The sequence below is a fragment of the Cyanothece sp. BG0011 genome, from assembly GCF_003013815.1.
Classification (GTDB): domain Bacteria; phylum Cyanobacteriota; class Cyanobacteriia; order Cyanobacteriales; family Microcystaceae; genus Crocosphaera.
In genome coordinates, this window is record NZ_PRLH01000100.1 from 1 (window position 1) to 14,012 (window position 14,012).

Sequence of the window (14,012 nt, forward strand, 5' to 3'; positions counted from 1 at the left end):
GGTTAAATTATCTCCTAAATGAGTAATTGCCCCTGAAAAGTGGTTTAAGTTGCCGAAGTAAATGACATCGGATTTACTCTTTAGTTTATCGTTATTTGTTAAACAGAAAACAGAAGCATCTAGGTCAAAATCATTGCCTTTAAATAGGCCAAAAATTCCCTTTGCTTCAGCGACATCCCACCCTAAACCACACATAACTTGAGTAAGTCCTGGGGCTTCTTTTTTAAGAGAAATTCGTTGTCCTTTTTTAAGATTAATTGCCATGATTTTCTCCTAGTTATAATAACGATTGAGAATAGCTTGTAAACCCCCTTCATATCCTGAACCTACGGCACTCATGCGCCATTCACCGTCTTTTTTGTAGATTTCAGCAATAATTAAAGCGGTTTCAATGGAATATTCTTCGGTTAAATCGTAGCGTAAGACTTCGTCTTTCGTTTGTACATCCACCAATCTGACAAAGGCGTTTTCTATCTGGCCAAAGTTTTGTTGTCTTTTATCGGCTTCGTGAATAGTAACAACAAAAACGATTTTTTTAACCTCCTCAGGAATCTTGGTAAAGTTAACTAAAATAACTTCGTCATCCCCTTCCCTTCCCCGGTTAAATTATCTCCCATGTGTTCGACGGAATGATCGGGGTCGGGACTTTTTAAGTTATTATAAAAGACAAGATGATTGTCAGAAATTAACTTTTCATTTTCTCCTAATAAAAAGACGGAAACATCGAGATCATAATCATTGCCAGTATCGACTTTTTTGACATCCCATCCTAACCCGACAAAGGCAGCTTTTAACCCTGGACTTGCTTTTTCTAATGAAATTCTTTGACCTTTACTAAGTGAAATTCCCATAATTTTTTCCTTGATTTTTTGTTACTTTTGTGCTAAGTATTTTAACTAGAGTAACGGTTAAGAATGGCTTGTAAACCCCCTTCATATCCTGAACCGACAGCCGTCATGCGCCATTCTCCATCTTTATTGTAGATTTCTGCAGTAATTAAGGCGGTTTCAATGGAATAATCTTCAGTTAAATCGTAACGTAACACTTCTTCTTTTGTTTGCACATCCACCAATCTAACAAAGGCGTTTTCTATTTGGCCAAAGTTTTGTTGTCTTTTATCTGCTTCGTGAATAGTGACAACAAAGACGAGTTTTTTAACTTCATTGGGAATTTTCGTAAAGTTAACTAATACTACTTCATCATCTCCTTCTCCTGCCCCGGTTAAATTATCTCCCATGTGTTCAACGGAATGATCGGGATCGGGACTTTTTAAGTTATTATAAAAAATGAGATGAGTATCAGAGATTAATTTTTCATTTTCTCCTAATAAGAACACAGAACAATCAATATCAAAATCGCTTCCTGTATCGACTTTTTTAACATCCCATCCTAACCCGACAAAGGCGGCTTTTAAGCCAGGACTTGCTTTTTCTAAGGAAATTCTTTGACCTTTACTGAGTGAAATTGCCATAATAATAAGTTGAGTTCTGATAGTAATTGAAGTTTCTACTAAGAAGAAGCATTGATAACAGCTAAATACTCGATCGCAGCCTCTAAGCGAGAAGGATAACTACGGGAAAATTCTTCAAACCATAGTCCTTCGTCAGAGTATTCGTCTAAACTTTTTAACCATTGTTCAGCTTGACGAATCAACAGTTTTTGCTGTCTTTGCTTTCTTTGTTCAGTATAGCGTATTTCTTCCTGGTTTTGGTGAGTGATGGTTTCTTTTTGTTCTTCTTGTTTTTGTTGGAATTGTTGTTTAAATTGATGTAAATTTTCGTTAATTTCTGGTTTATTGCGCCCTGATTTATGTTCTTGTGATTTTTCTTTTTGTTTTTCCTGAAGTTGCTGTTTAAATTGATGTAAATTTTCGTTAACTTCTGGTTGACTGCGCTCTAAGTTTTGTTGTTGAAGTTGCTGTTTAAATTGATGTAAATTTCCGTCAATTTCTGGTTTATTTTGACTGACTTTATCATCTTTAGATGTTTCTTTTTGCTGTTTGAAATCAGACTTAAATTGCTCAAGTAGGTTGTCAGTTGAATTAGTTTGATTATTTGATTCATTCATGGATGGTTTTTGTTTATTGCTTTGTTGCTCTTTTATTTGGTTAATCAAGTCATCAATTTTAGAATTTTCTGGAGGGTTATTTAACATTTTTTCTTCAAGACCTCTTATAATAAGAATTCTACTATTATGATATCAATTAGACTCTGAACTTATCAATGTATGAAAAAAGAAGGCGCACCGCAAAGCGGATCTATTCGAGATCGCTAATTAGGGTTAAACTTATATTACCTTCATTATAATTCCGTGTTAAGTTTAAGGATAATGGATGTTAAAAAACGTTTCAAACTGTATGTCTATGTCTTCTGGAAGTTTGTTAGTGGCCCAACCGAGATCCTCTTATATTCTAGAACCTTCTTCACCGCAATGGATCGAAGTTTTGCTAAATTCTCCCTGGGGACAAGAGTTATGCATCTATAGTATACCGTCTGATTTAAGCGTAGAACCTGGCGATATTGTTAGTGTACCTTTTGGAAAACAAATTATCGGTGGAATTGCTATTCGATACGCAAATTCTATTCCTGAATATCTCAACGATGATCAAGTAAAAGATATTGATGATGTGGTTACATCGGGATTTTTTACCCAAAATTATCTTAAATTATTAAACAAAGTTTCTCAATATTATTGTACAAACTTAATTACAGTAATTCAAGCAGCATTACCTCCTAACTTATTAAGTAAATCTCAACGAAGAATAAGATTAAAGATAGAGAATATACCACCCGGTGCAGAAACTTTTTGTCCTGCTGCTGCTGCTCGAATTTTAAGGATGTTGAAAGCACAAACAGATGGAGACTATAGTTATTCTTTTTTAAAGAACAAGGTAAAAGGAGCAACAATAGGAATTAAAGAATTACGTAAAAGAGATTGGATAGAAAGTTATTTTAAAGCTCCTGAACCTCCAAAAGCTCAGTTTAAAAAAATAGCTATATTAAACAGCTATTTTTCTAAAGATATTTCTAAAAGACATCAAGAAATTCTACACTTTATAAAAAATAAGGGAGGGCAAATTTTAGTAAGTGAGTTAGTTAAAGAGGCTAAAACAACAACAAAAACAATCCAAAAGTTAGAGGAAAATGGTTACATAATTATTGAAGATCAAGAAGTATTAAGATTAGAGCAAGAGGGAAGCGATACTAGGGATGAATTAAAACAACTTAATCAAGATCAGAAACAAGCATTAGAAGTTATTAATAACTTACAAGGTTATGGAAAAATATTATTACATGGAGTCACAGGATCAGGCAAAACAGAAGTTTATTTACAGGCTATTTCTCCTCTATTAGAAAAAGGAAAATCTGCTTTAATCTTAGTTCCTGAAATTGCGTTAACCCCTCAATTAACGGATCGATTTCGGGCAAGATTTGGGGATAAAGTTTATGTTTATCATAGTAACTTATCAAAAGGGGAAAGATACGATACTTGGCGACAAATGTTACCGGGAGAACCTCAAGTTATTATTGGTACTCGCTCAGCAATTTTTGCCCCTTTACCCAATTTAGGGTTAATTATTTTAGATGAAGAACATGATTCTAGTTTCAAACAAACCCAAATTTCTCCGACATATAATGCTAAAACTGTGGCTAAATGGCGAGGAAAATTAGAAAATTGTCCTGTAATTTTAGGCTCTGCAACACCTTCTTTAGAAACTTGGATTTCTGTTAACAACTCTCAATTTTCTTCTAAGAACGCTTATTATCTATCTTTACCTGAAAGGATAGGATCTCGTCCTTTACCTCCTGTAAAAATTGTCGATATGAGAGAAGAATTAAAGCAAGGAAATCGCTCAATTTTTAGTCGTCCTTTACAGGAAGCATTGAGGAATTTAAAAGAGAAAAATCAACAAGGAATCTTATTTATTAATCGTCGAGGATACAGCACTTTTGTGTCTTGTAGAAGTTGCGGTTATGTGATGGAATGTCCTGACTGTGATGTCTCTTTATCCTATCATTATACTCACGAAGGAGCCACAGAATTATTAAGGTGTCATTATTGTAATCATACTCAAATTCAACCCCCAAACTGTCCCGAATGTAACTCACCTTATTTTAAATTTTTTGGTAGTGGAACCCAAAAAGTTACCCAAGCCTTAAAACAAGAATTTCCCCAATTAAAGCCCTTAAGATTTGATAGTGATACCACCCGTCATAAGGGTTCTCATCGTCGCTTATTAGAGCAATTTTCACAGGGTGATGCTGATATTTTAGTCGGGACACAAATGTTAACCAAAGGGTTAGATTTAGCACAAGTTACCTTAGTGGGTGTTGTCTCGGCAGATGGGTTACTCTATTTATCAGATTATCGGGCAGCAGAAAGAGCATTTCAAACCTTAACTCAAGTCGCTGGAAGGGCAGGAAGAGGGGACGAACCGGGACAAGTAATTATACAAACTTATTCTCCTGAAAATCCAGTGATTCAAGCCGTTAAAAACCATGATTATCATAAGTTTATTGATGAAGAATTACCTCGAAGAGAAGAGTTAAATTTTCCACCCTATGGACGTTTAATTTTAGTCCAATTAAGTGGCTTAAATGCTATAGAAGTACAAACTACAGCACAAGAATTAGGGGATTATTTTCACGAAACCATCGGCTTAGATTGTGAAATAGTAGGACCAGCACCAGCGAGTATCATGAAGGTAGCAAAACGGTATCGCTGGCAAATTTTGCTGAAATTTTTACCCGATGCAAGGGTGATTATTCCTGATATGGAAAACTGGCATAAACGCTGTCCTAATTCTGTCAGTTTGAAAATTGATATTGATCCCTTACATATTAATTGATATGATGATTATATGATTATTTTAAAGTTGCTATTATGGCAGAAAGTAAAAGTTTAGAAATTGGGAAAAAAGCATTTAAAAAATTTACTCATGGACTCGAAACTGGTGAATGGGAAGCTTTTTTAGAGATGCTAACGGATGATTTTACTTTCTGGTTTCCCACCGGACAATATCATGGATTAAATCAAGGAAAAGAAAAAGCCAGAGAGTTTTTTAGATTTGTTTCTGAAGCCTTTTCCGAAGGATTATTTATCAGCTTAGATAATATTGTTAGTAATGAAAAAACAGTAATATTTGAATTTAGGGATGAGGGACTGTTTCGAGGGGTTCCCTATAAAAATAGAGTGGCCATCGCTTTTGATGTTCGAGGGGATAAAATTTGTGCTTATCGAGAATATTACGGCAGCGATGGGAAATCAAATTAAAGGACATTTTCAATGATCAAAGTGAGTTACAATACAAATGTTTTATATTCGATGTCCGATCAGTGTCAGGCATAATAGAAGATCCCCCTGTTAGTTGCTGAAATTATGTCATCCTATGAACCCCTCCATCATAAATACCGTCCACAGACCTTTGCTGACTTAGTGGGACAAGAAGCGATCGCCACCACCTTAAGTAATGCGATCGCCAGTCAACGCATTGCCCCCGCTTATTTATTTACCGGTCCGAGGGGAACCGGAAAGACCTCTAGTGCTAGAATTTTAGCCAAATCCCTCAATTGTTTGGCGGTTGAGGTTCCCACCGCTTCACCCTGTGGTCAATGCGAGGTGTGTCGGGCGATCGCCAGGGGTTCAGCCTTAGATGTCATTGAAATTGACGCAGCCAGTAATACAGGGGTGGATAATATTCGAGAAATTATTGAGCGATCGCAGTTTGCCCCGGTCCAATGTCGTTATAAAGTATATGTCATTGATGAATGTCATATGCTGAGTGTGGCTGCTTTTAATGCCTTATTAAAGACCTTAGAAGAACCACCAGATCGAGTAATTTTTGTCTTAGCAACTACCGATCCTCAACGGGTTTTACCTACTATTATCTCTCGCTGTCAACGGTTCGACTATCGCCGCATTCCTTTAGAAGCGATGGTTAACCATTTAACAATAATTGCCCAAAAAGAAAACATAGAAATTGAAGCAGAAGCCTTAACTTTAGTAGCACAAATTGCCAACGGTGGGTTAAGAGATGCAGAAAGTTTATTAGATCAATTAAGTTTATTATCAGGAAGTATTACCCCTGAAAAAGTTTGGGATTTAGTGGGGGCGGTTCCTGAGAGAGATTTACTATCTTTATTGCAAGCGATTAACTCGAATAATCCCGAAATTGTCATCGAATCTTGTCGAAAATTAATGGATCGAGGGAGAGAACCCTTAGTTGTCCTGCAAAACTTAGCCGGATTTTATCTTAACTTATTAATTGCAAAAACTGCCCCCGAAAGATCGGATTTAGTGGCCGTCACTTCTACCACTTGGGATGATTTATGTACCGAAGCCAAACAGTGGCAAACCGAAACAATTTTAAGAGGTCAACAAAAACTAAAAGAAAGTGAAGTGCAGTTAAAAAATACCACCCAACCTCGTTTATGGTTAGAAGTTACTTTATTAGGGTTACTTCCCGATGCTTGTACACCAGAAGTGATCGTTCAATCATCTAATATTCCAACTCAAACTAACAATAATAATGAATCCAAACCCAAAGCTTTAACCCAACAAAAAACCCAGTCAAACATAGTCGAAAAGCCATCACAAGATAAAACAGAACAGTTACCTAAACCGAATCAATCAGTTAGTAAACCCTCAGAAACTGCCATTAATGATGAGGATATTAATTTAGAGGAAATGTGGCAGTTAGTTTTAAATAAACTCCCTTTATTATCCTCAGCATTAATTAAACAACATGGCTATTTAATTAGTTATCAAAAAACCGTGGCTACCGTAGGGATTAAAAGTCAACAACTCCTAAAAGCAGCACAAGATAAACTACCTCAAATTGAAGCAGCTTTTCAAGAAGTTGTGGGTCATAAAGTTAAAGTTAGCTTACAGGTTGGAACCACGGCTAAACCTAATCAAAAATCCCATTATTCTTCTAGAAAGTCCCCTTCACCTTATCCTCAAAATAACCATAGTAACCCACCTAAAAATGAGCCAAATTTAAATAGTAACCATCATAAACCTACGGTTACCCCAAAGTCAGATAATGATAATGATAACCCTGAAAAATCTGACGAAAGTTCAAATATTCCTGATTCATCTCCAACTCAAGAAAATATTGATACTATAGAGGTATCCGATGATAAAATTCAAAAAGCAGCCGAACAGTTGGCGAAATTTTTTAAAGGAGAATTGATCAGCGATTATGATTTGATACAGGAAAAAAATAATCTACCTGAGTCAAAAGAAAATATACAACTATCCCAGAATAGTTTGCGTGATTTTAAACTAGAAAAAGAACAAGATGATGATGCTGATCATATCGAAACCCATGATTTAAACAATCATCAATTAAACAGTAGTCTTCATTCAAAAAAAGTAAAAGGAAGACCAAAAATCACCCAAAAAGAAGAAGATTTAGAATTCTAAATGACTAATATTACCCCATTAAACCAATGAATAAAATTACTTATATAGCCATTCCCCTTTTAATCGGATTTTTCAATGCTTGTCAATTAGAAAATAATCAAGTTTTGCAAAAAGAAACTATTATTAAAGCTGAATTAATTAATAGTAGAAAAGCAGGAAGTTGGGAATTTAAACCAGAAACAGATAACTACGATAAAAATTCCTTATTAGACTTACGTTATCTTAATGAAAAAGTAGCTGGAGAAACCGGTTTTATCCGCTTATCTCCTAACGGAAAAGACTTGGTGAAAGGTAATGGAGAATCGATTCGATTTTGGGCTATTAATTCTTATGTTTGGAGAAAAAGCTATCAAGAATTAGAAGATAATGCTCGCTTTTTAGCCAAGCGAGGGGTTAATATGGTGCGTTGGCATGGTCAAATTGTTGAGCAAAATAATAATAATAAAACCCTGAAAAATATTGATCAAAAAGCTCGCGAACAACTATGGCAATATGTAGCAGCCATGAAAAAAGAAGGGATTTATTTAACCTTATCTCCCTATTATGCCCATGCCCTAAAAACTCAAGAAAATTGGCAAATTCCCCGTGATAGTAAAAATTTCAGTGGCTTATTATTTTTCGATCCAGAGTTACAAAAAGCTTATAAAAATTGGTTAAAAGAGTTACTACTTCCTGTTAACCCCTACACAGGAATCCCCTTAAAAGATGAAGCGGCTATTGCTATTATTCAATTACAAAATGAAGATTCTTTATTATTCTGGACATTTAGTAATTTGAAAGGACAGGATTTGGACTTATTACGGAATCAATATCGAGACTGGTTAATCAAGAAATATGGTTCCTTAGAACAAGTCATAAAAGTATGGGAAGGGGTTTCTATTAAAGGAGAAAATATTAAACAAGGTCAAATAAACTTTTATAATATATGGACTTTAACACAACAACAAAATCCTAACAGTGGAAAAGGAAAAAGAATAGCCGATCAAACCCAATTTTTAACAGAAGTAATGTATGATTTTAATCAAGAAATGAAACGGTTTTTAAGGGAAGAAATCGGGGCAAAACAGTTAATTAATGCAGGAAATTGGAAAACAGCCGATCCAATTAAATTAAATGATGCAGAACGTTATTCTTATACAGCAACAGAAATCATAGGGGTTAACCGTTATTATAATGGTGGAATTCATCAAGGCGAAAAATCAAATTGGGCAATTAGAAATGGAGATAAATTTACGAATCGTTCCATTTTATTTGATCCTTATTCCTTTCCCTTAAACCTTAAACAAGTTGCTAATCATCCGATTATTATTCCCGAAAGTTCTTGGGTTCCTCCCCTTGGTTATCAATCAGAAAGTCCTTTTTTAGTGAGTATTTTTCAATCCTTAACGGGTATTGATGGGGTCTATTGGTTTGCGATGAACGAACCCCAATGGAGACAACCTTCTTCTGCTAATGGTTATCTTCCTTCTTTGGGTAAATGGGTGATTAATACCCCAGAATTATTAGGTAATTTTCCGGCGGCTGCGTTAATGTATCGTCAAGGTTATATTCAAAAAGGACAAACAGTAATTAAAGAACATCGACCTCTAACAGATTTATGGAATCGTCAAATACCTATCATTTCTGAAACTAAAAGTTTTGATCCTAATCGTGATCAAAACAATGAAAATAATAATAACTCAAGCACAAATAGAATTAATCCGTTAGCTTTTTTAGTCGGCCCTGTAGAAGTCACTTATGGTAAGAATAATCAAGAAAATGAAATGATCAACTTAAAACAATATATTAGTGAAAAAGACAAAACAATTCGGTCTATCACTGGGGAAATAACCTGGAACTATGAACAAGGAATTTGTCTTTTAAATACAGCAAAAGCCCAAGGCGTAACAGGATTTTTACAAAAAACAGGAGAGATAAAATTAGGAGATACAATGATTAAATCTAATAATGAATATGCCACTATTATCGTGGTTTCTATGGATAATAAACCCATCAAACGATCAGAAAAACTATTAGTACAAGTGGGAACTATTGCCCGTCCAACTGACTGGCAACAACAAGCCACGACTTGGAAAGATAAGCAAGGAAACTTACAAAAAGGATTTGAAATTATTAACTACGGTCAAGCCCCTTGGAGAATAGAAAATAATGATATTGATCTGACAATTAATAATCCCAAACTAACAAAAGCGATGATATTAGACAGTAATGGTTTAGTTAAACAAACCATAAACTTAAAAAGCGATCGCTCCCAAATCTCCTTACAATTCCCCACCAATGCTAAATATGTTATTCTTGAATAAAAGTAAGTTACCTGAGAATTTTTATTGCTTATGTCTGCCTGTCAAACTGTTTGGATTGCACGGCATGGAAACCGTCTTGATTTTGTTAACCCAGACTGGTTTAATACCGCCGAAAGACGATATGATCCCCCGTTATCAGAAGACGGTTTTATTCAGGCCAAACAACTCGGACAACGGCTTCAAAATGAGAACATTGGCCATATTGTTGCTTCTCCTTTTTTACGTACCATACAAACCGCTTCAGAAGTAGCCAAACTCCTTGACATTCCCATTAAATTAGAAGCAGGAATTGGAGAATGGCATAATCCCCACTGGATGAGTGAACATCCCGAAATTCACCCTAGAGAATTATTAGAAAAAGACTACCCTTATATTGACTGGAATTATAATTCTTTTCAGTTTCCTAAATATCCAGAAATGGAAGTAACCATGATGAAAAGAATGAGGGAAGTGGCTCAAAAATTAGTTAATCATTATTCTGAAGATATTTTATTCGTCGGTCATGGGGCATCGGTGATGGGATTAATTGAAGGATTAACCCAAGAAACCCCCATATTTCAACCCTCCTTATGTTGTTTATCAAAATTAGTCAAAACCGGTAATCAATGGGAAATAGAAATAGGGGGAGATACCTCCCATTTAACCCTCACTGAAGACCAAGTTCGTCTTGTTTAAAAAATAAATAAATTTAACCACAGAAAGCAATGAAAACCATGTATCAAAAACTCTTATCAATTCTGCTTTTTTTGGGCTTAACAATCCCTCATCTTCCTGCTATGGCACAGAATAATCCCCTAGCCTCTTATCGTTGGCAAAATCGACTTTTATTAGTCTTTGTTCCCCAAGTTGAAGATGAACGGTTAACCACTATTCAAAACACTTTAAATCAAGTTGAATGTGAATTTAAAGAGCGAGATTTATTATTAGGCGTTTTCACCAGTAATGCGGTCAGTCGTATTGGTAATGACTCCATTTCTTCCTATCAAGAAGCCCAACTGAGGGCAAAATATGGCATTAAATCGAATCAATTTGCAGTTATTTTAATCGGTAAAGATGGTCAACCCAAAAATCAATTATCTCAGGTTCCAGAAATTGAGAGAATCTTTGGACAAATTGATCAAATGCCTATGCGTCAACGGGAAATGGCCAACCGTCAGACTAGCTGTAATTAACGGAAGTTTCAATTATTAATACTAGGCAATCTTTCTTAATTCCTGTATAATCTCATTGCCATTAACCTTAAGCTTTCATATTCATGGATAACGCCTTATTAGTTCAACTCATTGGCATTAGCGGTTACATCATCTATATCACCACCTCAGCAGGGGTATACGGCATTTTTGCCCTAGGGTTAAACTTACAATGGGGGTTTACAGGCCTAATTAACTTCGGCGTGGTTGGTTTTATGACCTTGGGGGCTTATACTAGCGTTTTATTAACCTTATCAGGGGTTCCTTTTGTCTTAGCTGTGTTAGCCGGGGCAGTTTTAGCAGCTATTTTAGGGCTATTAATTGGACTGTCTACCCTACGTCTTCGAGAAGATTATCTAGCCATTGTTACCATTGGCGTTTCAGAATTAGTCCGTTTAGTCGCTTTAAATGAAGAATGGTTAACCAATGGGGCTTTAGGGTTACGACAATATCCCTTACCCTTGAATATTGAAGCTAATTTACCCATCAAACTCTTATTAATTGCTATTTTAACCGTATTGGCAATTTATGCAGAATGGACTCTTTATAAAAATTTAGCTTACGAATGGAAACAAAATAAAGAAATACAAGGAAAAAGTTATCAACCTCGTAAACCTCTCAGTTTAATTATTTGGGGAATTATCGCCACTGCTTTAATTTTATTGGTTTATATAACAGGTGTCACCTCCCTCTATTTTTATACCTATAAAGCAGGTTTAATGGTTTTAGTTTTATTAGTTTTAGCCCTCACCTATGGATGTTTAGAATTTTTAGTCCATTCACCCTGGGGACGTATTCTTAAAGCCATTCGAGAAGATGAAGAAATTCCTAGGGCTTTAGGGAAAAATGTCCTTTTATATAAGTTACAATCTTTTATGTTAGGAGGGGCGATCGCAGGAATTGCAGGGGCTTTCTTTGCTTGGCAATTAACCACGATTTATCCTGATAAATTTGAGCCGTTAATTACATTTAATACTTGGATTATCGTTATTTTGGGGGGTTCAGGAAGTAATGCAGGAACCATTTTAGGGGCCATTATTTTCTGGGCTTATGATTCGTTGACTCGTTTTATTTTACCCCAATTAGGTATTTTAAGTCCCAGTCAAGCAGGTTATTTTAGGATTATGATTATCGGGTTAATTTTAATGATTTTAATGGTTTGGCGACCCCAAGGTATTTTAGGTAAAAAAGAAGAGTTAACGTTAGGTCGTTAAAATCTCTGATTATTACCTTACAAATTATCTAAAAAATCCTCTAAACAAGTATTAGTTTGTATTAAAATATTTTTTAACGTGAGAGGATTTAGTTCTTGTCGAGGATGAGGAATGGGAACAGTAATTGTATTCGTTTCTATTTTTTTTAAAATAAAATGGTCGCCATTATGTCTATCTTTTTCAAATCCTAATTTCTGAAAGGCTTTAATTGCTTTGCGACTCGATATATTAGTTAAATAAGATGTAGGGATGGAAGGATAATTATTATTATTGTTAGTATCGGTTTCATTACTAACATTATCCTTGCCTTCCTTATAGGTTTCTAAAGCAAATTCTAAACATTTATTTTTTTCAATTTCTGAGTTTAATTGTTCTTTCAGTGATTTATTTTGCAGAAGTATTTTTTCTTTTTCTTGTTCTATAGTTTGTGCTTCTTCAAACGCATATTCTGATTCTAACTTGATTAAATTAATTTGTCTTTCAAACTCTTGCTGAATCATTTCTTCTCTTTCTTGAATGGATGTTTCATTGGATAATTGAACTGTCTGTAAATCATTAATTTTTTCTTCAGATTCTTGTTTTTGCTTCATCAATAGTTCAATTTTTTCTCTAAGAGATTTAATCTGTTGTTTACTCTTTCTCTCTAAGTTCTCATATTCTGATAATTCTAGTAATAAGTTATTTTTTTCTTCTTTGATTGTTTCTAATTCTTGGGATTTTTCCTGCCAAACCTCTAAAATTAAAATTTCTTGTTCATATTCTTTGATAATCTTTTGAAGGTTTTTAATTTTTTGAGTTTGCTTATTTTCCAATTCTTCTAATTTCTGCTGTTCTTTCTCTCTCTCCTTAATTAAACGTGAATTCTGAGCAATTTTTTCTTTTAAGTTATTCTGGAGAATATCTATTTCTTTCTTCAATTTAGTTTGTTTATTTTTCAATATTTCTTGATTTTGATCAGCAATTTTTCTTTTTTCTATTTCTTGTTGAACTAAGTCTTTTTCTAGTTTGAGTCTTTGGGATAATTGTTGTTTTTCTCTATGGGTTAAAATTCGGTAAATTAGGAAAAACTCTGTAAAAATCCAAATAAATAATCCACCAATAATAAACAATAAAATAGTTAGATTATAAACAGGAAAACGATTATTGTTTTCCAAAGGATTATTCAGCCATTGTAATAATTCCTGTTGAAAGTTTCCCGAAACTATATTAATATAATAAACGCGACCCAGTAATAAGTCTTCCTCGATTAAACTCTCTAAATTTTCAAGGTTTCTAGTCTTATTAAAATAATAATCTTGAGCCTTGGGCGCAGAAGGATTTAACAACAAGTTATAAGGATAATTGCTAAGATTTTGTTGAGTAATTTTTACAATCCCCTCTTTTTCTTTCTCAATACTTTTCTGTGAATAATTAATCACTTTTTTCCCTTCTGGGTCAGTCATAACCAGTTGCCATGAACCATAATCATTACTTAAAATATTATTAATTTGATCCCTTTGATTATTGGTTATAGCATAAGATAAAGCTAGGGGTAATGAGGGGAAAAAATTATTATACGCTATAGTTGGTGATTGAGAAAAACGATGTTGTTCGTAAGTATAATAATGCTTACTAATGGCTAATATCCCAAATCCCAATAATAAAAACTCGATAATAATTAATCGGCCAATAATAACCGCAACTTGTCGACAGGATAATTGCTTTCTTAAGATACGAAAGATCATGCTCTTAAGATTTAACGATAAACTATAATCATAGTCATAAAATCAATAACAATTCAAGGTCTCTTTATATTAATTAACTTATGAATGAATCGTGTTGAAATGACCTAATAAAACTGATTTAACGATGACAAAGATTTCTGCTCCTGTAATCCA

General features: G+C 34.4%; 11 protein-coding genes and 1 pseudogene. 7 read left to right on the plus strand and 5 right to left on the minus strand.

Annotated features, from left to right (window positions below):
• From C4E06_RS13200 to C4E06_RS13215, 4 genes and pseudogenes are all read right to left on the minus strand, one after another.
• The coding region (locus C4E06_RS13200) for a TerD family protein (RefSeq protein ID WP_198648651.1) at window positions 1-264 on the minus strand (264 nt) is incomplete at its 3' end.
• 9 nt (window positions 265-273) lie between these two features.
• Window positions 274-851: pseudogene (locus C4E06_RS13205) on the minus strand (TerD family protein).
• Window positions 852-892: 41 nt separating this feature from the next.
• A complete protein-coding gene (locus tag C4E06_RS13210; protein WP_107668492.1) occupies window positions 893-1,471 on the minus strand; it encodes a TerD family protein in 579 nt (192 codons plus the stop codon).
• Window positions 1,472-1,509: 38 nt separating this feature from the next.
• Complete coding sequence (locus C4E06_RS13215; RefSeq protein WP_107668493.1) at window positions 1,510-2,154, minus strand: salt stress protein, Slr1339 family; 645 nt, start codon at window positions 2,152-2,154, stop codon at window positions 1,510-1,512.
• A gap of 202 nt (window positions 2,155-2,356) precedes the next feature.
• On the opposite strand from C4E06_RS13215, the gene priA reads away from it, so the two are divergent.
• From priA to C4E06_RS13250, 7 genes are all read left to right on the plus strand, one after another.
• Entirely contained in the window at window positions 2,357-4,849 is a 2,493-nt protein-coding gene (gene priA / locus C4E06_RS13220; RefSeq protein ID WP_232826242.1) for a primosomal protein N', read from the plus strand.
• Between the two features lie 35 nt (window positions 4,850-4,884).
• Window positions 4,885-5,274 (plus strand): nuclear transport factor 2 family protein, encoded by a 390-nt coding sequence (locus C4E06_RS13225; protein ID WP_107668495.1) that lies wholly within the window; start codon window positions 4,885-4,887, stop codon window positions 5,272-5,274.
• Window positions 5,275-5,379: 105 nt separating this feature from the next.
• Complete coding sequence (locus C4E06_RS13230) at window positions 5,380-7,428, plus strand: DNA polymerase III subunit gamma/tau (protein WP_107668496.1); 2,049 nt, start codon at window positions 5,380-5,382, stop codon at window positions 7,426-7,428.
• Window positions 7,429-7,454: 26 nt separating this feature from the next.
• On the plus strand, window positions 7,455-9,731 hold the full coding sequence (locus C4E06_RS13235; protein ID WP_107668497.1) for a hypothetical protein: 2,277 nt from the start codon (window positions 7,455-7,457) through the stop codon (window positions 9,729-9,731).
• Between the two features lie 30 nt (window positions 9,732-9,761).
• Window positions 9,762-10,406, plus strand: a complete 645-nt coding sequence (locus C4E06_RS13240) for a histidine phosphatase family protein (RefSeq protein ID WP_107668498.1) — start codon at window positions 9,762-9,764, stop codon at window positions 10,404-10,406.
• Window positions 10,407-10,435: 29 nt separating this feature from the next.
• A complete protein-coding gene (locus tag C4E06_RS13245; protein ID WP_198648653.1) occupies window positions 10,436-10,903 on the plus strand; it encodes a DUF4174 domain-containing protein in 468 nt (155 codons plus the stop codon).
• Window positions 10,904-10,986: 83 nt separating this feature from the next.
• Window positions 10,987-12,135: a branched-chain amino acid ABC transporter permease gene (locus tag C4E06_RS13250; protein ID WP_107668500.1), complete on the plus strand. Its 1,149-nt coding sequence runs from the start codon at window positions 10,987-10,989 to the stop codon at window positions 12,133-12,135.
• 17 nt (window positions 12,136-12,152) lie between these two features.
• Here the strand turns inward: C4E06_RS13250 and C4E06_RS13255 are convergent, their stop codons facing one another.
• The gene (locus C4E06_RS13255; protein WP_107668501.1) at window positions 12,153-13,859 is read right to left on the minus strand and encodes a type II toxin-antitoxin system HicA family toxin; all 1,707 of its coding nucleotides are present in this window, start codon (window positions 13,857-13,859) and stop codon (window positions 12,153-12,155) included.
• Window positions 13,860-14,012 lie beyond the last annotated feature (153 nt).

What these genes read in the sequence shown, in the direction of transcription:
- C4E06_RS13210 (WP_107668492.1), bottom strand. Translation starts at nt 1,471, where the DNA reads ATGGCAATTTCACTCAGTAAAGGTCAAAGAATTTCCTTAGAAAAAGCA.
- C4E06_RS13215 (WP_107668493.1), bottom strand. Translation starts at nt 2,154, where the DNA reads ATGTTAAATAACCCTCCAGAAAATTCTAAAATTGATGACTTGATTAAC.
- priA (WP_232826242.1), top strand. Translation starts at nt 2,357, where the DNA reads ATGTCTATGTCTTCTGGAAGTTTGTTAGTGGCCCAACCGAGATCCTCT.
- C4E06_RS13225 (WP_107668495.1), top strand. Translation starts at nt 4,885, where the DNA reads ATGGCAGAAAGTAAAAGTTTAGAAATTGGGAAAAAAGCATTTAAAAAA.
- C4E06_RS13230 (WP_107668496.1), top strand. Translation starts at nt 5,380, where the DNA reads ATGTCATCCTATGAACCCCTCCATCATAAATACCGTCCACAGACCTTT.
- C4E06_RS13235 (WP_107668497.1), top strand. Translation starts at nt 7,455, where the DNA reads ATGAATAAAATTACTTATATAGCCATTCCCCTTTTAATCGGATTTTTC.
- C4E06_RS13240 (WP_107668498.1), top strand. Translation starts at nt 9,762, where the DNA reads ATGTCTGCCTGTCAAACTGTTTGGATTGCACGGCATGGAAACCGTCTT.
- C4E06_RS13245 (WP_198648653.1), top strand. Translation starts at nt 10,436, where the DNA reads ATGAAAACCATGTATCAAAAACTCTTATCAATTCTGCTTTTTTTGGGC.
- C4E06_RS13250 (WP_107668500.1), top strand. Translation starts at nt 10,987, where the DNA reads ATGGATAACGCCTTATTAGTTCAACTCATTGGCATTAGCGGTTACATC.
- C4E06_RS13255 (WP_107668501.1), bottom strand. Translation starts at nt 13,859, where the DNA reads ATGATCTTTCGTATCTTAAGAAAGCAATTATCCTGTCGACAAGTTGCG.